We start from the raw sequence: 25,746 nt of genomic DNA, 5'->3' as shown, positions 1-25,746 counted from the left end.
TTTGTTAGATTTTATTCCAGGTGTCATCCATTTCCTTATTCTTAAAGTCATCGGCAATTTCAACATACCTTTTAAAGGAGGATTCGTCTTTATGTCCTGTGATATTTCGAACTACCATTTCTTTCATTCCTAAAATGAGGCTATTAGTAACGAAGGTTTTTCTAGCTGTATGACTTGTAATTAACTCATATTTAGGAAGTACTTTATCTACCCTTCTTTGACCTATGTAGCGAGTAATATTAAGAGGTTTATTAATTTTTACTATCTCTGCACATTCTTTAATATATTTATTGAATTTCTGAGAAGAGATGGCGGGTAATGGTTCATATAATGTTTCCTTATACTTGTCTAATATAGCTTTTGCATAATTATTCAATGGAATTTTATGATCTATTGATTTTGTCTTAGTTATGTTTAGTTTAATGTGATCAGAAAAAACATTTGAAGGTCTTAGTTGTTTTATGTCTGAAAACCTAAGTCCAGTAAAGCATCCAAAACAATAAAAATCTCTAACGTGTTCTAGTCTAGTTGAGTCAAATTTATGATTATACAAAGTCATTAATTCATCCATTGTTAGATAAATAACCTCAATAGTATTACTTACAGTTTTAAATTTTTTAAACTCGAGATTTTCATGATAGTTTCTCTCAAAAGACCAATTCATAAAGGTTTTGAGTACGGATATTATTCTACCGAAATAGTTGTTTAGTGTGTTTCGTTCATCAAATGAATAATCCCTGAATTCTTCATAAAAGTTGATATTGATGTTGTCAAATCTCAAATTATAGTTTTTTACAGTATCAAAATCTTGTATGAAGTTTTTACAGGAAACATATTTCTTGATAGTTCCTTTCGCTTTAGTGGTCTTGTTGGTGTCAATGAATTCTTGGAATGAATCAAAAAAGTTAGGAGTCAGATTGTTTGAACCAAAGTTCTCGTTATCTAATTTATCAAGTATATACTCCTTCGTAATAGCAATGTTATTGAGAAGAGCATTTCTATAAATCAACTTCACTTTATTTTCAAGATCATCAAGTTCTTTGTTGTATTCTAAATGATAGTTATAGGTTTCACTTTTAAGATTAGATTTGATCCTTTGATTCTTCCAATCTTTAGCAATGGTTTTTACATTTTTGACATTTCTCCGTATTCGTTCTCCATTTACGGTAATTAGCATGCGCACTGGAATGAAACCATCTTTGTTTATTTTATCCTTACGTAATGTGAATGAAACTTGCATTTTATAATGAATACTGTTTAATAACGATTAATTTAACTCTAGTGAATAGAGTTTAAAATATATTAATTAGGGGGATTTAAAGGGGGAAAGAGTGTTGTTTAATTTTGTTAAATAAAGATAACTCTAATGAACCTATAACCCTTATGTATTCAAATATAAGGAATTAAATAGAAGTAAACAGGATTTAAAAAGTATGGTAGCCCTAGTAGACCAACAGAAAAGGAGTAACAATTTTTGTTACTCCTTTTTTTATTTTCTGTAATCAAAATGCTTTAACTTGCTTTTGTTGCTTTGATGTCATTCAACAAGTAACATGCTAAGAAAATCTTCTTCTATATCTCATTCGAGGTGTTCTGTAAATATATATTGCTTGATCTTTATTTTTTATTGATTCATTATATAAATGATCAAAAAAATAAATAAAAATTAGGGTTGTTTTCATGTTTCGTGTTTTAGAAATAAAGCAAGTTTAATTTTTAAAATATGATAGCAATAAAATTTATGAAAACTAAAAAATACCTGCTCATTGTTTTCTTGAGTGTCTGTGCTTTATTCTTCTATTCTTGTGATAACGATGATGATGCAGTGGCTGGTCAGCAAACAGACTCAAGTGAGCAAGATAATTCAGAATCTGGATCGATTACATTGTATAGAGTAGAAGGAGATAGGATTGTAAAAAAGAGAGATGAAAATGTAACAGGAACTAATCTAGAATATCAAAAGGATACCAAAAAACACCAACAGATATGGGATTTGGTCAAAAAGATAATTCCAAAAGAATATATGTCAAAAATGAGCGAATTCATGATTTATTCAGGTGAGGACAGCGGTAGTTCGGGATATGTTTTTGAAACTGAGAAAGATCTTTCTAAATGGCAAATGGGAATTGCAATAGATTTTGCCTATGAAGGTGGTTTTAATAAAGATGGAGAACTAGCATATACAATTATACATGAATTTGGACATATTTTAAGTTTAGAAAAAGAACAAGTAGATTCATCTATAAATGAAGAAAGTTGTAAGCACTACTTCCCGGGAGAAGGGTGTTCAAAAGAGGATTCTTATATCAATACACTATATCAAAATCATTGGGTAGATATATGGAAAGAATTTAATAATGTGGATCCTGAAAAAGAAGAAGAAGCTGAAAAGTTTTATCAAAAATACAAAACTCGATATGTTACACAATATGCATCTACAAATCCAGGAGAAGATATAGCTGAGGTGTTTGCAACTTTTGTAACTAGTAAAGCAAAACCTAAAGGTGAAAATGGGGCTGATAAAAAAGTTCAGCGTTTGTATCAAAAATCAGAGTTAGTCAAATTAAGAAATTACATTCGAGGAAATACACAGAAAAGTAGTGAAAGATTATTGCCAATACCAGGTACTTGGAAAAATGCAAAAACTATAGGTGATAGAAATAAGTCTCACTGTCGTCTTCATAAGTCGCGATAATCAAAAGCATAAATTAATTTAGATATGAAATATGTTTTAGTAGTATTAGGATTGTTTTATTTTTCTTGTACTTCAAATAAAAAACCTTTGGCAGAAATATTGCAAAATGATGAAGTAATGGTTTTTTATTCCAAAGGGAGATGTTTTGGAAAGTGTGAAGTGTATGATTTGCAGATTTATACTGATGGTTCTGTCTCTTTTACTGCAATAGATAACCTTCCTGTTAAAGGGAAGTATAAAACAGTTTTGGAAGATGAAGAGTTTAAAGCTCTAAAAGTTTTGTTGTCAAAAGGACCTTATAAAATCAAGAGTTTCAAAAAAATTAGAGATAAACAGGTAATAAAGCTTAGATTTAAAAACGACTTGTATAAATATTACACTTCTCAGGTTGGTGGGGATTTAGAAAAAATAAATATAAAATTAGAGTCAATCGTACGGGATATTAAAGTGAAATTCTGGAAACAAGAAAATAATAAAAGTTTGTATTGAATTTGTTTTGCTAAATGTTTGGGTTATATCTAAGGCTATCTAATTTATTTTAGATAGCCTTAATCTTTAGATTTTGAATGTTAATACAGGTCTCTTGGCATGGTTTACTACATCTTCACCGAGACTTCCATTGATGAAATGAGATATTCCTTTTCTGCCATGAGTGCTTATTCCTATCATTCCGGCATTGATTGACTTGGCAAAGTTTAGAATTCCTTTTTCAACAGTAGTATCATTATAAATATTCAGGCTATAGTTGTCAATATTTAAACCAGCAATCATGTTGTTCATTTTTTCTTCAGTTTCATATGTGGTTTTAAAACTGTTGGCAGTATTTATCCATACAAGATGTAACTTGGATTCTATTGATTTAGAAAATTCATATGCAGCTATGAGAGAAGGTTTATCTTCATCGTCAAAGTTTGTAGCGTATACAAAATCGCTGATTCCATAGAGATCGCAATTTTCTTTGATGACTAAGACAGGTTGCTTAGACATCCGTACGATTTTCTCAGCATTTGACCCTATAAATAATTCTTCTATACCTGTAGAACCATGTGACCCCATTACAATTATATCTACTTCATTTTTTGTGCTGGCGTCAATAATACCTTTCATCACATCTTCAAAACTTACGGTTTCTATAACTTCGATACCGTCTAAAAAATCTTTGTCGAGTAATTCTTCAAACTTCTTGTGTGCCTGTTGCATAAAGAAAATAGCTTCGGGAGCAGGCGCTGGTGCGCCAGAAGACATTAGGTCTGTAAGATGTATGGGGAGTTCTAAGATGTGAAGAGCATAGATTTTTGCATCATTCTTTTTGGCGATTTGAGCAGCTACTTTTAAGGCACTTTCGGCCTGTTTAGAAAAGTCTGTTGGCACTAAAATGCTTTTGATCATGGTGTTTGTTTTTAAGAGTGAGTAATTCGTTAAGTTTTGTGTTAAAAATTTCGCATGTACACTTTGTTCGAATTGTAGAATATGACAATACATTACAAAATGTAGAATCGTTAGAGTATCAACTTATTAGTTTTAAATTTACGAATAAAAATCAATTAGTAACCTAATTTTTGTATATAAGATATTATTACTATCTTTGCAGCGTTGAAATTAAAAAACCAGATTGAGGGGACGCAAAGTCCCCTCTTTTTATCTATTTATGTCATTAAAAGATAAAGTTCAAGATTTACTGAAAGGGGCGCTACAAGAGAATCCGTCTTTATTTCTAATTGATTTTAAAATTCATTCCGATAATACTATCGAAATCATTATCGACGGAGATGAGGGGGTGAAGGTTGAAGACTGTATTGCTGTAAGTAGAGCGATAGAGCACAATTTGGATAGAGAAGAAGAGGATTTTTCATTACAAGTAATGTCTTCGGGGGTTTCAGAAGGACTGCTACACGTTCGTCAATATAAAAAAAATGTCGGAAGAAAGCTTAAAGTAAAAACTGAAAACGATTCTATAGAAGGAACATTGGTTTCTGCTACAGATGATGAGGTCGTTCTTACTTGGAAAACCAGAGAGCCAAAACCAGTAGGTAAAGGTAAAGTTACAGTTACCAAAGAAGCTAATATAGCTTATCAAAATATAGTAGAAGCAAAAGTTATGATAACATTTTAATTATAATAGTATTGATATGGAGAATATCGCATTAATAGAGTCATTTTCAGAATTTAAAGATGACAAACTGATAGATCGAGTTACACTTATGGCGATCTTAGAAGATGTGTTTAGAAATGCCCTAAAGAAAAAATTTGGGAGCGATGACAATTTCGATATTATTATAAATCCAGACAAAGGAGATTTAGAAATTTGGAGAAACCGTATTGTAGTTGCAGATGGAGAAGTTGAAGATAGTAATCAGGAAATCTCATTAACAGCAGCACAAAAAATAGAACCGGATTTTGAAGTTGGAGAAGATGTGTCAGAAGAGGTAAAGCTTATAGATCTGGGAAGAAGATCTATACTAGCATTGCGACAAAATTTGATTTCCAAAATTCATGAACACGATAATACTAATATATATAAACAATTCAAGGATTTAGAAGGAGAGATATATACAGCAGAGGTTCATCACATTCGTCATAGGGCGATTATTATGTTGGATGATGAAGGTAATGAGATTATTTTGCCAAAAGACAGGCAGATTCCTTCAGACTTTTTTAGAAAAGGAGAAAATGTTCGTGGGGTAATTGAATCAGTTGAATTAAAAGGGAATAAGCCTTCTATTATTATGTCGAGAACATCTCCATTATTTCTTGAGAAACTCTTTGAGTCTGAAATACCAGAAGTATTTGATGGTCTGATCACAGTTAAAAAAGTAGTTAGAATACCCGGAGAAAAAGCAAAAGTAGCTGTAGATTCTTATGATGATAGAATTGATCCTGTAGGAGCTTGTGTTGGGATGAAAGGTTCTCGTATACATGGTATAGTAAGAGAGTTAGGAAATGAAAACATTGATGTGATCAATTATACAAATAATGTACAGTTGTATATTACAAGAGCTTTAAGCCCGGCTAGAGTTACTTCGATAAAGTTAAATGAAGAAGGAAAAAGAGCAGAAGTAATGCTAAAACCAGAAGAAGTTTCTAAAGCTATTGGGCGTGGAGGTCACAATATTAGGTTAGCAGGTCAACTTACTGGATTTGAAATAGATGTATTTAGAGAAGGAGTAGAAGAAGATGTAGAGTTATCCGAATTTTCTGATGAAATCGATTCTTGGATTATAGAAGAATTTTCTAAAATTGGATTAGACACAGCAAAGAGTATTTTAGAACAAGATGTATCAGATCTGGTAAAAAGAACAGATTTAGAAGAAGAAACAGTAAATGAAGTTATTAGAATATTAAAATCAGAATTTGAAGATTAATAACTTCAATTCATTTATATTTGAGCATAAAATTAAAAGGCATTTATGGCTGAAGCAAAAACAATGAGATTAAATAAGGTATTACGCGAATTTAATATCTCGCTAGATCGGGCTGTGGACTTTTTGAGTTCCAAAGGCCATGATATAGATGCGCGTCCTACTACAAAAATTTCTTCAGATATCTATAAGCTCTTGTTTGATGAATTTCAGACAGATAAGAGCAAAAAGGTAGCTTCCAAAGAAGTGGGCGAAGAAAAAAAGAAAGAAAAAGAAGCTTTGAGAGCACAGATTGAAAATGAGCAGGAAGAAAAGCGTAAGCGTGCAGAAGCTCGAGAAGTCATAAAAGCCAAAGCTCAATTAAATGGTCCAAAACAAGTAGGTAAAATAGAGCTTGATAGAAAAGAAGAAACTCCTGCTCCGGAACCTGCAAAAGCTAAAAAAGAAGAGACTCCTCCTAAAAAAGAAGAGGTGGTTAAACCTAAAGAGCCTGAAATGATTTCTAATAGACCTGCTAAAAAGGGAATCAAGATCAAGCAAGAAGCTCCAAAACCTGTTGAGCAAAAGAAACCACCAGTTCAAGAACAGAAACCAGTGGAAACAGAGGTTAAAAAAGAAATAAAACCTAAAGAAGCGGCTCCTAAGCAACAAGAAGTTCCTGCAGAGCCTGAAAAAGTTAAGACTCAATATAAAAAATTAGATGGTCCGAATTTTACAGGGCAGAAAATTGATCTAGCTCAATTTAAAAAGCCTGCAAAGAAAAAAGACGACAAATCTGATAAAAAGTCTAATCAAGGAGGAGACCCCAAAAAGCGTCGTAGACGTATAAGTAAAGATAATAACTCTCAAGGTCAAGGAGGCGGTCCTAGACAAGGAGGCGGGCAGCATCCCGGAAATAGAAATAATAGATCTAATAATAGAGGTAGAGGTTCTGGCAAAGGAAAACGTCCTGTTGTTGTAAAAGAAGAACCAAGTGAAGAAGAAGTGCAAAAACAAGTTAGAGAAACCCTTGAAAAACTTCAAGGTAAATCTAATAAGTCAAAAGCTGCCAAGTATCGTAGAGATAAAAGAGATCAGCACCGTCAAAAAGCTGAAGATAGTGTAGCACAACAAGAACAAGATAGTAAAGTTCTTAAAGTAACAGAATTTGTTACGGTTTCTGAAGTTGCTACAATGATGGATGTATCTACTACGCAAGTTATTTCTGCTTGTATGTCGTTAGGTATTATGGTGACCATGAATCAACGTTTAGATGCAGAAACTCTTTCTATAGTAGCGGATGAGTTTGGTTATGAGGTTAATTTTGTGACTGCGGATATAGAAGAGTCTATTGACGAAGTAGAAGATGATCCAAAAGACTTAGAAGGTAGGGCGCCTATCGTTACAGTTATGGGGCATGTTGATCATGGTAAAACTTCATTGCTTGATTATATCAGAGAAGAAAATGTGATCGCAGGCGAGAGTGGTGGAATTACCCAACATATAGGTGCATATGGAGTGCAACTGGATAGTGGGCAAAAAATTGCTTTTCTGGATACTCCTGGTCACGAAGCCTTTACAGCGATGCGTGCCAGAGGTGCTCAAGTGACAGATTTGGCGATTATTGTGATAGCAGCAGATGATGATGTGATGCCTCAAACTAAAGAAGCAATCAGTCATGCTCAGGCAGCAGGCGTACCTATAGTGTTTGCAATTAATAAGGTAGATAAACCAACTGCAAATCCTGATAAGATTAAAGAAAAATTAGCTTCTATGAATCTATTGGTAGAAGATTGGGGAGGAAAAATCCAATCTCATGACATTTCTGCCAAAACTGGATTAGGAGTAAAAGAGCTATTAGAAAAAGTTCTTCTTGAAGCAGAAATACTAGAGCTTAAAGCAAATCCAAATCGATTAGCTTCGGGTACTGTAGTAGAAGCTTTCCTTGATAAAGGGAGAGGATATGTGTCTACTGTATTGGTTCAAAACGGTACGCTGAAAATAGGAGACTATGTTTTAGCAGGTAAAAACAGTGGTAAAGTGAAAGCCATGCAAGATGAGCGTGGTAATAATATAAAAGAAGTTGGCCCTTCTACGCCGGTTTCAATACTTGGTCTTGATGGTGCTCCTCAGGCAGGGGATAAATTTAATGTCTTAGAGGATGAAAGAGAAGCAAAAGAAATAGCATCCAAAAGAGCACAGTTGCATAGAGAGCAATCTGTTCGAACGCAGAGACATATTACCCTGGATGAGATTGGTAGAAGAATCGCTCTGGGAGACTTCAAAGAATTAAATATTATCTTAAAAGGTGATGTGGATGGTTCTGTAGAAGCGTTAACAGATTCATTCCAGAAACTGTCTACAGATGAGATACATGTTAATATCATTCATAAAGCTGTAGGTGCTATTACAGAAAGTGATGTGCTTTTAGCTTCTGCGTCTGATGCGATTATTATCGGATTTAATGTAAGGCCGGCAGGAAATGCAAGGTCAGTTGCAGACAAAGAAGAAATAGATATCAGAACATACTCTATCATTTACGATGCTATAAATGATCTTAAAGATGCGATGGAAGGAATGTTGTCTCCTGTGATGAAAGAAGAGATTACAGGTACAGCAGAAATCAGAGAAACGTTTAAGATTTCTAAAATTGGTACTATTGCCGGATGTATGGTTCAAAATGGTAAGATTTATAGAAACTCTGGGATACGTTTGATTAGAGAAGGTGTAGTTGTGTACACAGGAGAGTTAGCTTCTTTAAGACGATTTAAAGATGATGTAAAAGAAGTATCAAAAGGATATGATTGTGGTTTACAAATTAAAAATTACAATGATATTAGAGAAGGAGACATCGTTGAAGCTTACGAAGAAGTAGCGGTTAAGAAAAAGCTTTAAAAAAGCTTTTAATCAATAAAAAAATAACCCTTGATTTTTATCAAGGGTTATTTTTTGCAGTTTTATGAAATTTTATTGTTTTTTCTCAGGCTTAAATATAAAAGCGTTAGGAAATTTTTCGCGTATTTCTTTAAGTGCTCTGTCTGCTTCTAATCTTGTTCGGTAGTTTCCTATCCAAACTTTATAATTAGGGGTTTCCCATTGTAGTGAAGAATCCCATTGTTCAAAATCTTGTCTTGCAGATTTGATAATTTCATTGGCCTTTTTTAAGTTTCCGTAGTAAAGCTGAATTTTATAACGATCACTAAACTCTCCGTCTTTTTCCATTTTAGATTTTATGTCTAAAAGCGCTTTAAGTTTGGGATCTTGATTGATCGTTACCGTTGCTTCTTGTGGAGGAATGATGTTTACAGGTGTAAAATTGTCTTGATTTGTTGTTTTTTGACCCATATCTGGGCTGTCTTGAGCACTTAAATTAAAGATTGCTGTGAAATAAAAACCAATCACAAATGTTTGTCTAATTATATTTAACTTTCTCATTTCAAATTAATTTGCAGTAAAGGTAAAGTTTAATAAGTCAAAAATGTCAAAAAATATTATTTAGAATTATTATAAATTAATGATTAACGCTAAGGTAACATTTCCAGAATCGACTTATTGTAGTACTTTTGTCGTCAAATTTAAAGTATAGATTTTATCTTTTTTGTAAAGAAATTATAGAAAAAATCATACCAAAATTAAGACGATAATTCTACTCTATAATATGAAACAGGTGAAATACCGAAATTCAGCCTCAAAAATCCTAATACTAGGAACTGTTTTTTTGTTTACTTTTTTGAGTCCTGTTCTTGCACAGGAAGAAGCAGCCGCTACAGAGCCAGCTGCTACAGAAGCCTCATCTGGAGGAGATGTTGCTAAAGGAGAAGCTTTGTTTAAATCTCTATGTGCTGCTTGTCATAAACGATACAAAAAAATGACAGGTCCTGCACTTTTTGGAGTCGCAGACAAATATGAACGTGAATGGTTGTATTCTTGGATCAAAAATAGTTCAGCTTTAATCGCTTCAGGTGATGCTAGAGCAAATGCTATTTTCGAAGAGTACAATAAAACACCAATGAATGCTTTTCCACAGCTTTCAGAAACAGATATCGATAACATTTTGGCATATGTTATGGTGCCAAAAGCAGACCCTGCGCCTACAGCTGCAGGAGGTGAAGTTGTAGCTGCCACTTCGGGAGGTTCTGGAGTGTCTACTGATATTATTTTGGCTGCCCTTGCATTAGTGTTTGTAATGTTGTTGGTGGTGCTTTATTTAGTGAATAAGACACTAAGAAGTTTTGCCGAAGCAAATAATGTCGAGTTTCCTGAGCCAGAAGCAAGAACTCCACTTTGGAAAGCTTTTGTACAAAATCAATTCTTAGTTCTGGTAACAGCAATTTTATTGTTGTTGTCAAGTGGATACTTTGTATATGGTTATTTTATGCAAGTTGGAATTGATCAAGGTTATGAGCCAATTCAGCCAATTCATTATTCACATAGAATACACGCAGGAGAGAACCAGATCGAGTGTAAATATTGTCACTCTTCAGCTAGAGTGTCTAAGCACTCGGGGATACCTTCTCTTAATGTTTGTATGAACTGTCATAAATCAATTAGTGAAGTTGCAGAAGCAACTGCTACTGAAGACTATTCTAAAGAATTTTATGATGGTGAAATACAGAAACTATACAAAGCAGTAGGTTGGGATGCAGATTCGCAATCTTACACAGGCAAAACAGAACCTGTTAAATGGGTTCGTATTCATAATTTGCCTGATTTTGCATACTTTAATCACTCTCAGCACGTAAGTGTGGCAGGAGTTGAGTGTCAAAAATGTCATGGTCCTGTAGAAGAAATGGAAATTATGTATCAACATGCTCCTTTAACTATGGGATGGTGTATCAATTGTCACAGAGAGACAAATGTAAAAGTGGCAGATAATGAATACTACGAAAAAATTCACAAAGAACTTTCCAAAAAATATGGTGTTGATAAGTTAACGGCAGCCCAAATGGGAGGATTAGAATGTGGAAAATGCCATTATTAAAAAGTAAGAGGATACTCTTTGAATTTGGAAATAAAATAATAAGAAGCTAATATCAATTATATATGTCATCAAACAAGAAATACTGGAAAAGTGTTGAGGAGCTAAACGAAAAGAGCTCTATTGTTGAGACACTTCAACAAAATGAGTTTGTTCAAGACATTCCTACAGATGAGTTTTTAGGTGATAAATCATCTTTAGAAGGTTCTTCGACTTCGCGTCGTGATTTTCTAAAGTATGTCGGGTTCAGTACTGCTGCAGCTACTTTGGCAGCTTGTGAAGGGCCTGTTGTAAAATCAATCCCTTATGTGGTTCAGCCAGAAAGAATAGTTCCTGGTGTTGCAAATTATTATGCGACGACTATTGCAGATGGTTTTGATTTTGCAAGTATTTTAATTAAGACTAGAGAAGGAAGACCAATAAAAGTAGAAAATAACAATTTAGCTACTTCCAATGGTAGTGCCAATGCAAGGGTAAATGCTTCGGTGTTATCATTGTATGACAACTCTAGAGTACAGAGTCCAAAGAAAGCTGGTGAGGATATTAGCTGGAAAGATTTGGATAAAGAAGTAGGAGCTAAGCTAAATGCTTTAGGAGGAAAACAGCTTGTTTTGTTTACTCAAACATTTGCTAGCCCTTCAACTAGAAAATTGATAGCAGAATTTAAGGCTAAATATCAAAATGTGAAACATGTATCATATGATGCTATTTCTAGTAGCGAAGCTTTAGATGCATACCAACTAATGTATGGTAAAAGAGCGTTAGCAGATTATGATTTTTCTAAAGTAGATACAATAGTTAGTGTTGCTGCAGATTTCTTAGGAGATTGGCAAGGTGGTGGATATGATAGTGACTATGCAAAAGGACGTATTCCTAAAAAAGGAAAAATGTCTAAACATGTTCAGTTTGAAGCAAACATGTCACTTTCTGGAGCAAATGCAGATAAAAGAGTTCAAGCAACGCCTTCTCAACAAAAACAAGTTCTTGCTGCTCTTTATAAATATATTACAGGGTTCGGTTCAAAAGGTTCTTTGGATTCAAACCTTGATGGAGAAGTAGTTAAGGCTGCAAAATTAGTACAAAAAGCTGGGCGTAATGCTGTTGTGGTATCTGGTATTCAAGATGTAGATGCACAATTAGTAGTCCTGGCAATAAATAAAGCAATTCAGAGTAAAGCATTTAATGAAAATACACCTCGTACCATACGAGAAGGTAATGCAAAAGAAGTTGCTCAGGTTGTAAGAGATATGAATGCAGGTAAAGTAGGAGGGATTCTAATAGCTGGTGTAAACCCAGTGTATTCTTTACCTAATGCCGAAGAATTTAAATCTGGATTAGAAAAAGTTGATGTCTCGGTTGCTTTTTCTATGCATAGTGATGAAACATCAGAATTATGCCAATATATAGCTACGACTCCTCACTATTTAGAATCTTGGGGTGACATAGAATTGAAAGAAGGTAGCTATAGTTTGATGCAACCTACGATTAGACCTCTTTTTGATACTAGACAATTTCAAGATACCCTTTTAAAGTGGACCGGAAATAGTTCTTCTTACCAAGAGTATATCAAGAAAACGTGGTCTGAGAGTATTTTAAATGGTGCATCTTGGAATAAAACATTACAAGATGGTTTCTTTATTAAAGGCACCAGCGCTTCTGTTATTCCTGTAGTGACAACAGAAGTTAATGAAGAACAAACGGATACTGAATCAATAGAAGAGATTGAAGAAGTTCAATCTACGATAGCACCAGATGTTTCTGCTGCAGCGAGAAGATTGTCGACAGTTCAATCAAATGGTTTAGAACTTACACTATATACAAAGGTTTCTTTAGGAGATGGCCAACAAGCTAATAATCCATGGCTACAAGAGATGCCTGATCCAATTACTAGAACCTCTTGGGATAATTATTTAACAGTTTCAAAAGCAGATGCTGATCAACTTGGTTTGGTTAACGAAAATGTTGCAAATGGTGCTTTGAATGGTAGTTATGCAAAAGTAACTGTTGAAGGTACAGAATTGATTGCACCTGTTATTATTCAGCCAGGTCAAGCAAAAGGTTCTGTTGGTCTAGCTCTAGGATATGGTAAATCCAAGGGGCTTAAAGAAGAAATGAATGTAGGGGTAAATGCTTACCCATTATATAAGGGGCTAAATGCAGTTCAAAATGTTTCTATAGCTGCTGCTGATGGTATTCATGAATTTGCATGTGTGCAGCTTCATAATACACTTATGGGTAGAGGAGACATTGTTAAAGAAACAACCCTTGAAATATTCAATACAAAAGATAAGCATGAATGGAATGCAATTCCTGAAGTGAGTAAAGATCATGTTGAGTTTGAAGTAACTTCACCAGAAGTAGATCTTTGGGATGAGTTTGATCGTTCTGTAGGACATCATTTTAACCTTTCAATAGATTTAAATGCATGTACCGGCTGTGGAGCATGTGTGATTGCTTGTCATGCAGAAAATAATGTTCCTGTAGTAGGTAAAGACGAAGTTCGTAAATCTCGTGATATGCACTGGCTGCGTATTGATAGATATTATTCTTCTCAGGAAAGTTTTGAAAATGACAATCAAAAGAAAAACGACATTTCTGGATTAGGAAGTTCTCTTTCAGAATTTGGTGAAATGGAAAGTCCTTCTGATAATCCTCAAGTAGTATTTCAGCCTGTAATGTGTCAGCACTGTAATCATGCTCCTTGTGAGACAGTATGTCCTGTAGCTGCAACTTCACATGGTAGACAAGGTCAGAACCACATGGCTTATAACCGTTGTGTAGGTACAAGATATTGCGCAAATAACTGTCCCTACAAAGTACGTAGATTCAACTGGTTCTTATATAATAATAATGATGAGTTTGATTACCATATGAACAATGATCTTGGTAGAATGGTTGTGAATCCAGATGTAACAGTACGTTCTAGAGGAGTTATGGAAAAATGTTCTATGTGTATTCAAATGACACAAAAAACAATCTTGGATGCTAAGCGTGAAGGTAGGCCTGTTAAAGATGGTGAATTCCAAACAGCCTGTTCAGCAGCATGTTCTTCTGGAGCTATGATATTTGGTGATGTCAATGATAAAGAAAGTAAAATCGCAGAGCTTAAAGAAGATAACCGTATGTATCACTTACTAGAGCATGTAGGTACGAAACCAAATGTTATGTATCAAACTAAAGTAAGAAATACTTCAGAAGCCTAACTAATTAAATAAAAAATTAATTCAATTATAAAGGATTATGTCTCATTACGAAGCACCTATACGAAAACCTTTAGTAACAGGGGATAAAACATACCATGATGTTACTGTTGATGTTGCTGCTCCAGTAGAAGGTAAAGCAAATAAATCATGGTGGATTGTTTTTTCTATCGCTCTTGTGGCTTTTCTTTGGGGAATAGGATGTATAATATATACAATTTCTACAGGTATAGGAACCTGGGGATTAAATAAAACAGTAGGTTGGGCCTGGGATATCACAAACTTTGTTTGGTGGGTAGGTATTGGTCACGCAGGAACATTGATCTCTGCAGTATTGTTATTATTCCGCCAGAAGTGGAGAATGGCAATTAACAGATCTGCGGAAGCTATGACAATTTTCTCCGTAGTTCAAGCAGGGCTTTTCCCAATTATTCACATGGGAAGACCATGGTTGGCATATTGGGTATTACCAATTCCAAACCAATTTGGATCTTTATGGGTGAACTTTAACTCACCACTACTCTGGGATGTATTTGCAATTTCAACATATCTTTCTGTATCATTGGTATTCTGGTGGACAGGTTTGTTACCGGATTTTGCAATGATTAGAGATAGAGCAATTACACCATTCAATAAAAAAATATATGCACTTCTATCTTTTGGATGGAGTGGTCGAGCAAAAGACTGGCAACGTTTTGAAGAAGTTTCTCTTGTACTTGCAGGTTTAGCAACTCCTTTGGTACTTTCGGTACACACGATTGTATCTTTTGACTTCGCGACATCTGTAATTCCTGGTTGGCATACTACTATTTTCCCTCCTTACTTTGTTGCGGGGGCTATCTTCTCAGGGTTTGCAATGGTAAATACTCTTCTTATCATTATGAGAAAAGTATCTAATCTCGAAAATTATATAACAATACAGCATATAGAGCTTATGAATATTGTAATCATGATTACAGGTTCTATAGTTGGTGTGGCTTATATTACTGAGTTGTTTATTGCATGGTATTCTGGTGTAGAATATGAGCAATATGCTTTCTTAAACAGAGCTACAGGTCCTTACTGGTGGGCATACTGGGCGATGATGACATGTAATGTGTTTTCTCCACAGTTTATGTGGTTTCCTAAACTTAGAAGAAGTATCATGTTCTCTTTCTTTATATCTATAGTTGTAAATATTGGAATGTGGTTTGAGCGTTTTGTAATTATCGTTACATCATTGCATAGAGATTATTTACCATCTTCATGGACAATGTTTTCACCGACCTTTGTTGATATAGGAATATTTATAGGAACAATTGGATTTTTCTTTGTACTGTTTTTATTATATGCACGTACATTCCCTGTGATAGCTCAGGCAGAAGTAAAATCTATCTTGAAGTCTTCTGGTGAAAAATATAAAAAATTAAGAGAAGCAGGTAAAGACCATAGAGACGAGCTTCCTAAATCAGAACCAAAAGTAGTGACTGAAGAAGTTGAAGGAAGTAATGAAGTAGAAGAGGTTTCTGAAGAAATCAAGCCAGAGGCAACCGAAGAAGATATAAATAGCCTGTTAGGAAACTTAGGTACATTTGATCCAACTTCTCAAACAGCAGATGACCTTAAAAAAATTAATGGAATAGGTCCTGTGATGGAAAAGAAATTAAACGAAATAGGGATATTCACTTTTGATCAGGTAAGTAAAATGACAGAAAATGAATATAACTTGTTAGATAGTATAACAGGGTCTTTTCCTGGTAGAGCACAACGTGATGATTGGGCTGGTCAAGCAGAACAACTTAAAAACAACAAATAAAGAAGTATGGCATCAAAAGTTATACATGCGTTATATATAGATGATGATGTTTTAATGGACGCAGTAAAAAAAGTCAAAACAGAACATTATCATATCGAGGAAATTTATACTCCTTTTCCAGTTCATGGTTTAGACAAAGTAATGGGATTACCACACACCCGTTTAGCAATAACAGCTTTTTTATATGGTTGTGTTGGTTTAACAGTTGCTATTACTATGATGAACTATATTATGATAGAAGACTGGCCTCAGGATATTGGAGGTAAACCTAGTTTTAGTTTTATCGAAAATATGCCGGCATTTGTTCCTATCATGTTCGAACTTACAGTGTTTTTTGCAGCGCATTTAATGGTTATTACTTTTTATATGAGAAGTAAATTATGGCCATTTAAAAAAGCTGAAAATCCTGATGTTAGAACAACAGATGATCATTTTCTGATGGAAATATCGGCTGGAAACCATGATATAGATCAATTAACAAGCTTTTTAGGAGATACAGGAGCTGTTGAAATTAAAGTAATAGAAAAGGACGAAGATAACCATTAGTAATAATGAAGAATATTATAAAAATATTAGCAGTAGTAGCGATGATAATTTCGTTTGTTTCATGTCAAAACAAACGTAAACCAAATTATCAGTATATGCCTAACATGTACGAATCTGTTGGCTATGAAGCTTATGGTGAATATGAAATCTTTCCTGGTCAGCAAGAAGCAATGTTACCAGCAGAAGGTTCAGTAGCTAGAGGTTGGTTGCCTTATGATTTTGAAAATTCTCCGGCAGGTTATCAGTTAGCCAAAGATACACTTGTAAACCCTATCAAGTATACAAAAGAAAACGAGGAAAAGGGTAAAGAATTATATGATATCTATTGTGCGGTATGTCATGGAGCTAAAGGTGATGGAAAAGGAATTCTCGTTCAAAGAGAAAAAATCCTTGGTGTTCCTAGTTATGATGATGTAGGAAGAGCAATTACAGAAGGAAGTATTTATCATGTAATGTATTATGGTATAAATTCAATGGGTTCTTATGCTTCTCAAACAAGTGAACACGAGAGATGGCAGATAGTTCAATATGTACAAAAACTAAAAGCTGAACTAGAAGGCAAAACTCCAAGATTAGATGTTGGAGGTGTTGTTGAAAAAGTTACAGAAGAAGAACCTGCTGTAGAAGAAGAACATAATAGCACTACAGAAGTGCACTAATCAAAAGTTAAAGAACAACGATATTATTAAGATATGTATACGCTATCAAATAGACTAAAATTATTTTCTGTCATTCTAATGGTTTTAGGTGCAGTAGGACTTATTTCAGGTTTTCTTTCGACACCCGGGTCTATAGAAGAAGTAAAAGAAAAGATGGCTGCGCATGGTGCACATGGTGGTGGTCATGGAGCAGCAACATCAGATGCAAATGCACATGGAAATGAAAGCCATGGTGATGAAGCTCATGGTGGAGACGAACACTACGAGCATGTTTTACATCAATTACAAAACAAGCCGTGGGCATCGCTTTATGTCGCTTCATTTTTCTTTTTTATGATAGCATTGGGAGTTTTAGCATTTTATGCTATACAATTTGCTGCTCAAGCAGGTTGGTCTCCTGTTTTGTTTAGAATCATGGAAGCGATCACAGCATATTTAGTTCCTGGTGGTATTATTATGTTTGTGATTTTAGCTTTGTCAGGTTTTCATATTAATCATCTATTTGTATGGGCAGACCCAGAAGTGGTTGAACATGATAAATTGATTCAAGGCAAATCAGGATGGTTAAATGGTACTGGATTTATAATAAGAGCAGCAATATTTTTAAGTGGTTGGCTGTTATACCGTCATTTTGCAGTTAAATTTTCTAGAAAACAAGACGAAGATTCAACTGGTAATAAGTGGTACAAGAAAAGTTTTAAGATTTCTGCTGGTTTTTTAGTGTTCTTTATTTACACAGAATCAATGATGTCTTGGGATTGGATTATGAGTTTTGATCCACACTGGTTTAGTACTTTGTTTGGATGGTATGTTTTTGCTAGTCTTTTTGTTTCAGGTATCACTGTTATAGCTTTGATCACTATATACTTAAAATCAAAAGGATATTTAGAATTTGTTAATAATAGTCATATTCATGATTTAGCTAAATTTATGTTCGGTATTAGTATTTTTTGGACGTATCTTTGGTTCTCACAATTTATGTTAATTTGGTATTCAAATATTCCAGAAGAAGTTACCTATTTCATTACTAGAATAGATGATTATAAATTACCATTTTTTGGAATGTTAGTAATGAACTTTATATTCCCATTATTGGTATTAATGAATAGTGATTTCAAACGAATGAATTGGTTTGTAGTAATGGCAGGAGTTGTTATCTTATGTGGACATTACGTAGATATTTTTAACATGGTAATGCCTGCTACTGTAGGAGAATCTTGGTTCATAGGTATTAGTGAAATCAGTGCAGTATTATTATTTGCTGGGTTATTCTTATTTGTAGTATTTAATGCATTAACTAAGGCCCCATTATTAGCAAAAGGAAATCCGTTTATTGAAGAAAGTAAACATTTCCATTATTAAAATTAAGAATTGTAAAAAAGAAGATAGATAAAAAATGACTGTATTCTTAACCATAGTAGTAATAGCTCTTTTTGGAATCACTTTATGGCAAATGTCTAAGATATTAAAGTTATCTCAGTTAAAGTCAGTAGATGATTCTCAAGTAGCAAATGATAAAGATAATAACATGCAAGGAAAGCTCATGCTTGCTTTTGTTGTGTTCATTTACCTTTTGACAATATATTGTTTTGTATCTTATAGAGGCTTTTTCCTTCCTGAATCTGCTTCTGAACATGGAGTAGATTATGATAGATTAATGCTTATATCTATGGTACTTATCATGTTTGTACAAATCATTACACAGGGTCTATTGCATTTTTTTGCTTACAAGTATAGAGGTAAAAAAGAAAATAAAGCTTTATTTTTTGCAGATAACGATAAATTAGAATTCATTTGGACGATTATTCCTGTAATTGTTTTGGCTGGTCTTATTATTTACGGTCTTTTTACCTGGACTGATATCATGAATATAGATGAAGAAGAAGGTGATCCTTTGGTAATAGAATTATACGCTTACCAATTCGATTGGAGAGCCAGATATTCTGGTAATGATAATGTTTTAGGTAAGGCAAATGTAAGATTCATTGAAGGTGTTAATACTCTAGGATTGGATGTAAGTGATGATTATGGAAAAGACGATAAAGTTGTAAATGAGTTACACTTGCCTGTTAATAGAAAAGTAATTTTCAAAATGAGGTCTCAAGATGTTCTTCACTCTGCTTATATGCCATTTTTTAGAGCACAAATGAACGTTGTTCCAGGAATGATTACTGAGTTCTCTTATACTCCTACATTGACTTCTGATGATATGAGAAATAGTGATGCAATGGTTGAGAAAGTTGAGACTATTAATAAAATAAGAAGAGAAAAAAGTAAAAAATTAGTAGCTGCTGGTGATGAGGCATTAGAACCATACGAATTTGATTATTACTTGTTATGTAATAAAATTTGTGGTGCTTCTCACTATAATATGCAAATGAAAATTATTGTTGAGTCAGAAGAAGATTATGAAGAATGGTTAAAGACTCAACCTACTTTTGGAGAGCAAATGTCTGCTCAAGCAAGTAATTAAAAGAAAAAGAAAAATTATATAAGTTCACTAAAAAATTAGCGTATGTCAGCAATAGCACAAGCAAATGATCATGCAGACGATCACGCCCATGATCACGAGCACCATCATAAAGAAACATTTATCACTAAATATATTTTTAGTCAAGATCATAAAATGATTTCTAAGCAGTACTTGGTTACTGGTTTGATTATGGGGATCATTGGTATTGCTATGTCATTATTATTTAGATTACAATTGGCATGGCCTGATCATAAGTTCACAATTTACGAAGTTCTTCTAGGTAAATTTGGAACAGATGGTGTTATGGATCCAAGTATATATTTGGCTTTAGTAACTATCCATGGTACAATAATGGTATTTTTTGTACTTACTGCAGGTTTAAGTGGTACATTTAGTAACCTTTTGATTCCATTACAAATAGGAGCAAGAGATATGGCATCTGGGTTTTTAAATATGGTTTCATATTGGTTGTTTTTCTTAAGTAGTGTTATTATGGTTATGTCTTTATTTGTTGAAGCAGGTCCTGCTTCTGCGGGTTGGACAATTTATCCACCATTAAGTGCATTACCACAAGCTATTGGAGGATCAGGAACAGGTATGACACTTTGGTTGGTATCAATGGCTATATTTATTGCATCTTCTTTATTAGGTTCTTTAAATTATGTAGTAACCGTTATTAATTTACGTACAAAAGGAATGTCAATGACTCGCCTTCCATTGACGATATGGGCATTTTTTGTAACTGCTATAATCGGTATTGTATCATTCCCAGTACTTTTATCTGCAGCATTGCTGTTAATAATGGATAGAAGTTTTGGAACATCTTTCTATTTGAGTGATATATACATCCAAGGAGAAGTTTTACATAATCAAGGAGGTTCACCAGTACTTTTTGAACATTTGTTCTGGTTTTTAGGACATCCTGAAGTATATATTGTATTACTACCTGCTTTAGGAATAACATCAGAAATTATAGCAACAAATGCTCGAAAACCTATTTTTGGATACCGAGCGATGGTAGCTTCTATTTTAGCAATAGCATTTTTATCAACTATTGTTTGGGGTCACCATATGTTTGTATCAGGAATGAATCCTTTCTTAGGGTCAGTATTTACCTTTACAACTTTACTTATTGCGATTCCTTCTGCTGTAAAAGCTTTTAATTATATTACAACATTATGGAAAGGTAATCTTCAATTTAATCCTGCAATGTTATTTTCTATTGGATTAGTTTCTACATTTATCACAGGAGGACTTACCGGTATTATATTAGGAGATAGTACTTTGGATATCAATGTTCATGATACTTACTTTGTTGTAGCTCATTTCCATTTAGTGATGGGTATATCTGCACTTTATGGCTTATTTGCTGGGGTATATCATTGGTTCCCTAAGATGTATGGTAAGATGATGAACAAAAATCTTGGTTATGTACATTTTTGGGTAACTGCGATAGGAGCTTATGGAGTATTCTTCCCAATGCATTTTATTGGTATGGCTGGTCTGCCTAGAAGATACTATACAAACTCAGCATTCCCTTATTTTGATGACCTTGCAGATACTAATGTGTTAATTACAATTTTTGCTTTGATTACAGCTGCAGCACAGTTAGTTTTCTTATATAACTTCATATACTCTATGTTTTATGGAAAGAAAGCTGAGCAAAATCCATGGAAATCTAATACATTAGAATGGACAACTCCTGTAGAGCATATTCATGGAAACTGGCCTGGTGCTATTCCAGAAGTTCACAGATGGGCTTATGATTATAGCAAGACCAGAGAGAATGGTGAATATGTTATAGCAGGTCAAGATTTTGTTACTCAGATAACACCTCTGCAAGACGGAGAAGAAGAATTAAATCATTAAGAGATAATTTTATATAATTTAAAAAAACCTTTTCATATTCTGGAAAGGTTTTTTTTATTCTTAAAATTCAATTTAATCAATTGGTCATTCATCCATTAAGGGTAAGGCACTCTTTTTAGTATATTTGTTTTAATATTTACAATTAAAATTATTGTAAGTGTTCTTTAAAGCTATTTTAATAAATGAACGATAATCTAAATCCTACAAATGAAAACTATTCTAACGAAGATCTTGATATAGAAAAAGCATTACGCCCACTTGCTTTTGAAGATTTTACAGGACAAGATCAGGTGTTAGAAAACCTTCAAGTTTTTGTTAAGGCTGCCAATCTAAGAGAAGAAGCTTTAGATCATACATTATTTCATGGTCCACCAGGGTTAGGTAAAACTACTTTGGCGCATATTTTGGCAAATGAACTAAATGTTGGGATTAAAGTTACTTCTGGACCTGTTTTGGATAAACCTGGAGATCTTGCCGGGTTGTTAACCAACTTAGATGATAGAGATGTTTTGTTTATAGATGAAATACACCGCCTTAGTCCAATAGTAGAAGAGTATTTATACTCTGCAATGGAAGATTATAAGATTGATATTATGATCGAAAGTGGGCCAAATGCAAGAACAGTACAAATCAATCTTAATCCGTTTACATTAGTAGGTGCTACTACTCGTTCTGGATTGCTTACTGCCCCTATGAGAGCCAGATTTGGGATTCAGTCTAGATTACAATATTATACTACAGAATTATTATCAACAATAGTAGAGCGAAGTGCTCACATTCTTAATGTGCCTATTTCTATGGAAGCTGCTATAGAGATAGCAGGTAGGAGTAGAGGTACTCCAAGAATTGCAAATGCATTATTACGTAGAGTTCGTGATTTTGCACAAATTAAAGGAAATGGTAAAATAGATATCGAAATCTCTAAGTTTGCCTTAAAAGCACTTAATGTAGATGCTCATGGCTTAGATGAAATGGATAATAGGATTCTAACTACTTTGATTGATAAATTTAAAGGAGGTCCGGTTGGTATCACAACTCTTGCAACTGCTGTTAGCGAAAGTGCAGAAACCATAGAAGAAGTTTATGAACCTTTTCTAATACAACAAGGATTTATTGTGCGTACTCCTAGAGGTAGAGAAGTTACCGAAATTGCTTATAAACATTTGGGTAGAGTTAGAGGAGGAATACAAGGAGGACTTTTTTAAAAATTGAGCAGCGTGTATGAGTGCTATTAATACAGTTTCTTTTTTTAATGTACTTAGAAACGCAAATCGTATTCTTAAAAACCCATTACCTTTTCATCATGAAAACTTTGAGAAGTTTGGAAACATATTCAGGGTAAGTTTGGGGTTTAGAAAATCAGTGATTTTTACAAGAGAAGCTGGTTTTGCCAAGCATATGTTACAAAAACAACATAGAAAATATAATAAATCAGGCTTGCAAACCAAAGATCTTGCAAAGTATATAGGAGAAGGTTTATTAACATCAAGTGGTGAGAAATGGTTAAAGCAGAGAAGATTAATCCAACCAGCATTTCATAAAAAGAAATTAGAAATATTAGTTATTACTATAAAGTCTGTAATAGAAGAAGAACTTCAGAATATTGTACCCAATCAAGGAATTGATATATATCCTTTAATGAGTGATTTAGCATTCAAAATTGTAGCCAAATCCTTATTTAGTTATACCGATACAGGAAATACAATTTCCAGATTGCAATTTATTACAGAATCAGCTCAAAAATCACTGATTAAAGAGATACGACAACCTTATAAGCGCTGGTGGTTTCATCTTACAGGTAAGATAAAAGAGACTTTTAAACTCACTCAAGAAGCTAGAAACATTCTTAATACAATAATTGAAGATCGAAAAAAATCTGATCAAGAATACAATGATCTCTTGGATATGCTTTTATCTTCTCGATATGAAGATGGTACAGCAATGAGCAATCAACAACTTATTGATGAGATTCTTATACTTTTTACTGCTGGTCATGAAACCACTTCAAATGCACTAACATTTACATTTATGTTACTTGCTATGCATCCACAGATTCAGGATAAGGTATATCGAGAAGTATCTTTATTAGACGATCATGTAGATCCGATGCAAGAGATTATGAATTTTCAGTATACCAAACAATGCATAGAAGAATCGATGCGTTTGTATCCACCTGTTTATTTTTCTGATAGAGTTACAATTGAAGATGATCAATATAAATCCCTTGAGTTACCAAAAGATACAACGGTTTTAATTTCATTTTTTGAAATTCATAGACATAAGAGTTTCTGGAAAAATCCAAAGACTTTTGATCCAGATCGATTTGATCCTAATATTGATAAAAAAGAATATTCTGATTGGTATTTTCCTTTCGGAGCAGGACCTAGAATGTGTATTGGTAATAATTTTGCTATGTATGAAATGATTTTGACGATAAGCTCCTTGATAAGAAAGTATAAAGTAAGTACTGATCGGACAACTATAGAAATAGAACCACTTATTACATTAAAACCTAAAAATGCAATACTAAAGTGTACACCAAGATAAGAAGTGTTCTAAACCTGATATAGTAATGAATGATTGTTAATTATAGTTCTTTTAAAGAACAGAGTGGTCAAGTTACTTTTAGGAGAATTGATTTTGATTGGTCAAACTGCAATTAATTAATTTTCAAAATATTCAACACCTTTATGATTGATATATCCGTATTTTCCATTCTTGTTTTTGATTTTTGAATAGCCATTTATAAATTTACCAATAATCAAGTATTTTGGTTTAATAACTTTTACAGGCTCTTCACTTACATTTATATAACCATATATTTCTTCATTGTGACTAAACATAAATTCTAACTCAGAATATGAAATTTTAACTAAAGCTTTATATTTAGGAGCAATTTTTTCATTTCCATTTCTATTAAAATAGCCAACTTTACCTTTCTCATCTGTTACATAAAAACCGTGCCCATCTTCTGTTGGCGCTATTGATTTGTAATCAAAAGGCACTATTACAGAAAATGTATTTAAATTAATAACACCAAACTGGCCGTTGAGTTCAGCTATTATTCCAATTTGTGTAATCTGTACTGAATCGTATTTTGGTTCTACAGTTCGATCAAATAAGATATTTTTTATTCCGTACTTACCATTTTTTTCGATTATTTCAATTTCTTCCTCTTCATCATCAACAAAATAGATTGTTTCAGGATTATTTTTGAATATAGTTCCATTAGCATCCACATAAAAAGATTTATTATTCTCGTAGACTTTAATTCCTGTTTTGTATATAGGGGAGCTAATATCACCTCCAATAAAAAGGTTCTGAAAGTATTCAGAAATCGAATCATATTTGGGTTCTACAATTTCTCTACCTTTAACATCAATAAACCCCCATTTATTATTTAATTTAAATGCAGCATAACCTTTATTAAAAGGAATAACGTCTTGAAATTTTGGTTTGATTAATATTTTTTTATTTGAATCAGAAAACCCCCATTTATTATCTATCCTATAAGGTATTAACTCAAATTCTTGAGCAAATAGTTGAGTGGTTAAAGTAAATAATATTATTATAGTTAAGATATTTTTCATTATCGATAGCTTTTAATATTCTTAATCTTTTGATTTTTAAAGTTGCCTTGGAAATTGATATGTAATACTAAATGTATTAATGGTAGCAGTGCAAATATACTTGAACCAATCAATCAATCTATATATTTTTATTTTTTCTTAAATCTATAGAAACTTAGTGCTGTTACAAAAAGGAAACAACCTTCCACTTAATACTAAATTGCTTTGGAATTGTACCTAATATTGGTAAAGTATTCGTTAATCAGCTCAAATGAAACAATTTGGTAACTTCTTTTTTATGTCCTTTTTTGGTATTCCAACTTTTTTAAAATATTTTTTGATATATAATGTCATTAATTTTTTTAATAAATATATTTTGTAAGCGAAAGGTTCAATCCATATAAATTTAACATTTATAAAGAATTCAGCTGAGAAATGGCTTTTGATAGTTTGGTTATTTGGGCTGAATCAATAAATAGATACTTAATATTTCTCATATTGCCGATTTCTTCTGGTAATTTTGAATTTCCTAAATCTAATGTGTTCAATTTTTTGAGTTGATAAAAATCACTAATTAGTTTTTCAATGCCTATATATCCTATATTTAATACTTATAAGTTTTCA

General features: G+C 33.2%; 19 protein-coding genes. 15 read left to right on the top strand and 4 right to left on the bottom strand.

What is annotated here, in order from left to right; genetic code table 11:
• Positions 1-4: 4 nt before the first annotated feature.
• Complete coding sequence (locus FHK87_RS12410; protein WP_140593331.1) at positions 5-1,240, bottom strand: site-specific integrase; 1,236 nt, start codon at positions 1,238-1,240, stop codon at positions 5-7.
• Positions 1,241-1,741: 501 nt separating this feature from the next.
• Here FHK87_RS12410 and FHK87_RS12405 point away from each other — a divergent pair.
• Both FHK87_RS12405 and FHK87_RS12400 read left to right on the top strand, forming a co-directional pair.
• On the top strand, positions 1,742-2,695 hold the full coding sequence (locus FHK87_RS12405) for a putative zinc-binding metallopeptidase (protein WP_226294221.1): 954 nt from the start codon (positions 1,742-1,744) through the stop codon (positions 2,693-2,695).
• 24 nt (positions 2,696-2,719) lie between these two features.
• Entirely contained in the window at positions 2,720-3,184 is a 465-nt protein-coding gene (locus FHK87_RS12400; RefSeq protein ID WP_140593326.1) for a DUF6438 domain-containing protein, read from the top strand.
• A 66-nt stretch (positions 3,185-3,250) separates the two neighbouring features.
• On the opposite strand, the gene FHK87_RS12395 is transcribed toward FHK87_RS12400, so the two are convergent.
• Complete coding sequence (locus FHK87_RS12395; protein ID WP_317133545.1) at positions 3,251-4,084, bottom strand: universal stress protein; 834 nt, start codon at positions 4,082-4,084, stop codon at positions 3,251-3,253.
• Between the two features lie 259 nt (positions 4,085-4,343).
• On the opposite strand from FHK87_RS12395, the gene rimP reads away from it, so the two are divergent.
• The 3 genes from rimP to infB are packed head-to-tail and all read left to right on the top strand — an operon-like array spanning position 4,344 to position 8,928.
• Complete coding sequence (gene rimP / locus FHK87_RS12390; RefSeq protein WP_140593950.1) at positions 4,344-4,808, top strand: ribosome assembly cofactor RimP; 465 nt, start codon at positions 4,344-4,346, stop codon at positions 4,806-4,808.
• A gap of 16 nt (positions 4,809-4,824) precedes the next feature.
• Positions 4,825-6,057 carry a transcription termination factor NusA gene (nusA, locus tag FHK87_RS12385; protein WP_140593323.1) on the top strand — a complete coding sequence of 411 codons (1,233 nt, stop codon included), beginning with the start codon at positions 4,825-4,827 and terminating at the stop codon, positions 6,055-6,057.
• A gap of 45 nt (positions 6,058-6,102) precedes the next feature.
• A complete protein-coding gene (gene infB, locus FHK87_RS12380) occupies positions 6,103-8,928 on the top strand; it encodes a translation initiation factor IF-2 (protein ID WP_140593321.1) in 2,826 nt (941 codons plus the stop codon).
• A gap of 72 nt (positions 8,929-9,000) precedes the next feature.
• Here the strand turns inward: infB and FHK87_RS12375 are convergent, their stop codons facing one another.
• Positions 9,001-9,468: an SPOR domain-containing protein gene (locus FHK87_RS12375; protein WP_140593318.1), complete on the bottom strand. Its 468-nt coding sequence runs from the start codon at positions 9,466-9,468 to the stop codon at positions 9,001-9,003.
• Positions 9,469-9,691: 223 nt separating this feature from the next.
• Between FHK87_RS12375 and FHK87_RS12370 the strand changes: the two genes are divergently transcribed.
• The 10 genes from FHK87_RS12370 to FHK87_RS12325 all read left to right on the top strand — a co-directional run bounded on the left by FHK87_RS12370 (position 9,692) and on the right by FHK87_RS12325 (position 24,100).
• Positions 9,692-11,014: a c-type cytochrome gene (locus FHK87_RS12370; RefSeq protein ID WP_140593316.1), complete on the top strand. Its 1,323-nt coding sequence runs from the start codon at positions 9,692-9,694 to the stop codon at positions 11,012-11,014.
• Positions 11,015-11,076: 62 nt separating this feature from the next.
• Positions 11,077-14,214 (top strand): TAT-variant-translocated molybdopterin oxidoreductase, encoded by a 3,138-nt coding sequence (locus tag FHK87_RS12365; protein WP_140593314.1) that lies wholly within the window; start codon positions 11,077-11,079, stop codon positions 14,212-14,214.
• 34 nt (positions 14,215-14,248) lie between these two features.
• Positions 14,249-16,006 carry an NrfD/PsrC family molybdoenzyme membrane anchor subunit gene (gene nrfD / locus FHK87_RS12360; protein ID WP_140593311.1) on the top strand — a complete coding sequence of 586 codons (1,758 nt, stop codon included), beginning with the start codon at positions 14,249-14,251 and terminating at the stop codon, positions 16,004-16,006.
• A 6-nt stretch (positions 16,007-16,012) separates the two neighbouring features.
• Positions 16,013-16,552, top strand: a complete 540-nt coding sequence (locus tag FHK87_RS12355; RefSeq protein ID WP_140593308.1) for a DUF3341 domain-containing protein — start codon at positions 16,013-16,015, stop codon at positions 16,550-16,552.
• A gap of 5 nt (positions 16,553-16,557) precedes the next feature.
• Positions 16,558-17,211, top strand: coding sequence for a c-type cytochrome (locus FHK87_RS12350; RefSeq protein WP_140593305.1), 654 nt, complete (start codon positions 16,558-16,560; stop codon positions 17,209-17,211).
• Between the two features lie 33 nt (positions 17,212-17,244).
• Positions 17,245-18,573, top strand: coding sequence for a quinol:cytochrome C oxidoreductase (locus tag FHK87_RS12345; RefSeq protein WP_140593303.1), 1,329 nt, complete (start codon positions 17,245-17,247; stop codon positions 18,571-18,573).
• Positions 18,574-18,607: 34 nt separating this feature from the next.
• A complete protein-coding gene (locus FHK87_RS12340) occupies positions 18,608-19,684 on the top strand; it encodes a cytochrome c oxidase subunit II (protein ID WP_140593301.1) in 1,077 nt (358 codons plus the stop codon).
• A gap of 42 nt (positions 19,685-19,726) precedes the next feature.
• Complete coding sequence (locus FHK87_RS12335; RefSeq protein ID WP_140593299.1) at positions 19,727-21,553, top strand: cytochrome c oxidase subunit I; 1,827 nt, start codon at positions 19,727-19,729, stop codon at positions 21,551-21,553.
• A 182-nt stretch (positions 21,554-21,735) separates the two neighbouring features.
• Positions 21,736-22,758 carry a Holliday junction branch migration DNA helicase RuvB gene (ruvB, locus tag FHK87_RS12330; RefSeq protein WP_140593295.1) on the top strand — a complete coding sequence of 341 codons (1,023 nt, stop codon included), beginning with the start codon at positions 21,736-21,738 and terminating at the stop codon, positions 22,756-22,758.
• Positions 22,759-22,774: 16 nt separating this feature from the next.
• The gene (locus tag FHK87_RS12325) at positions 22,775-24,100 is read left to right on the top strand and encodes a cytochrome P450 (protein WP_140593292.1); all 1,326 of its coding nucleotides are present in this window, start codon (positions 22,775-22,777) and stop codon (positions 24,098-24,100) included.
• A 116-nt stretch (positions 24,101-24,216) separates the two neighbouring features.
• Here the strand turns inward: FHK87_RS12325 and FHK87_RS12320 are convergent, their stop codons facing one another.
• Entirely contained in the window at positions 24,217-25,143 is a 927-nt protein-coding gene (locus FHK87_RS12320) for a WG repeat-containing protein (RefSeq protein WP_140593289.1), read from the bottom strand.
• Positions 25,144-25,746: the final 603 nt, after the last annotated feature.

This window comes from Aquimarina algicola, assembly GCF_006443095.1.
In the GTDB taxonomy this organism is placed as follows: Bacteria; Bacteroidota; Bacteroidia; order Flavobacteriales; family Flavobacteriaceae; genus Aquimarina; species Aquimarina algicola.
The sequence above is the reverse complement of the archived record's forward strand: the minus strand, read 5'-3'. Positions and strand labels throughout refer to the sequence as shown.

What these genes read in the sequence shown, in the direction of transcription:
- FHK87_RS12410 (WP_140593331.1), bottom strand. Translation starts at nt 1,240, where the DNA reads ATGCAAGTTTCATTCACATTACGTAAGGATAAAATAAACAAAGATGGT.
- FHK87_RS12405 (WP_226294221.1), top strand. Translation starts at nt 1,742, where the DNA reads ATGAAAACTAAAAAATACCTGCTCATTGTTTTCTTGAGTGTCTGTGCT.
- FHK87_RS12400 (WP_140593326.1), top strand. Translation starts at nt 2,720, where the DNA reads ATGAAATATGTTTTAGTAGTATTAGGATTGTTTTATTTTTCTTGTACT.
- FHK87_RS12395 (WP_317133545.1), bottom strand. Translation starts at nt 4,084, where the DNA reads ATGATCAAAAGCATTTTAGTGCCAACAGACTTTTCTAAACAGGCCGAA.
- rimP (WP_140593950.1), top strand. Translation starts at nt 4,344, where the DNA reads ATGTCATTAAAAGATAAAGTTCAAGATTTACTGAAAGGGGCGCTACAA.
- nusA (WP_140593323.1), top strand. Translation starts at nt 4,825, where the DNA reads ATGGAGAATATCGCATTAATAGAGTCATTTTCAGAATTTAAAGATGAC.
- infB (WP_140593321.1), top strand. Translation starts at nt 6,103, where the DNA reads ATGGCTGAAGCAAAAACAATGAGATTAAATAAGGTATTACGCGAATTT.
- FHK87_RS12375 (WP_140593318.1), bottom strand. Translation starts at nt 9,468, where the DNA reads ATGAGAAAGTTAAATATAATTAGACAAACATTTGTGATTGGTTTTTAT.
- FHK87_RS12370 (WP_140593316.1), top strand. Translation starts at nt 9,692, where the DNA reads ATGAAACAGGTGAAATACCGAAATTCAGCCTCAAAAATCCTAATACTA.
- FHK87_RS12365 (WP_140593314.1), top strand. Translation starts at nt 11,077, where the DNA reads ATGTCATCAAACAAGAAATACTGGAAAAGTGTTGAGGAGCTAAACGAA.
- FHK87_RS12355 (WP_140593308.1), top strand. Translation starts at nt 16,013, where the DNA reads ATGGCATCAAAAGTTATACATGCGTTATATATAGATGATGATGTTTTA.
- FHK87_RS12350 (WP_140593305.1), top strand. Translation starts at nt 16,558, where the DNA reads ATGAAGAATATTATAAAAATATTAGCAGTAGTAGCGATGATAATTTCG.
- FHK87_RS12345 (WP_140593303.1), top strand. Translation starts at nt 17,245, where the DNA reads ATGTATACGCTATCAAATAGACTAAAATTATTTTCTGTCATTCTAATG.
- FHK87_RS12340 (WP_140593301.1), top strand. Translation starts at nt 18,608, where the DNA reads ATGACTGTATTCTTAACCATAGTAGTAATAGCTCTTTTTGGAATCACT.
- FHK87_RS12335 (WP_140593299.1), top strand. Translation starts at nt 19,727, where the DNA reads ATGTCAGCAATAGCACAAGCAAATGATCATGCAGACGATCACGCCCAT.
- ruvB (WP_140593295.1), top strand. Translation starts at nt 21,736, where the DNA reads ATGAACGATAATCTAAATCCTACAAATGAAAACTATTCTAACGAAGAT.
- FHK87_RS12325 (WP_140593292.1), top strand. Translation starts at nt 22,775, where the DNA reads ATGAGTGCTATTAATACAGTTTCTTTTTTTAATGTACTTAGAAACGCA.
- FHK87_RS12320 (WP_140593289.1), bottom strand. Translation starts at nt 25,143, where the DNA reads ATGAAAAATATCTTAACTATAATAATATTATTTACTTTAACCACTCAA.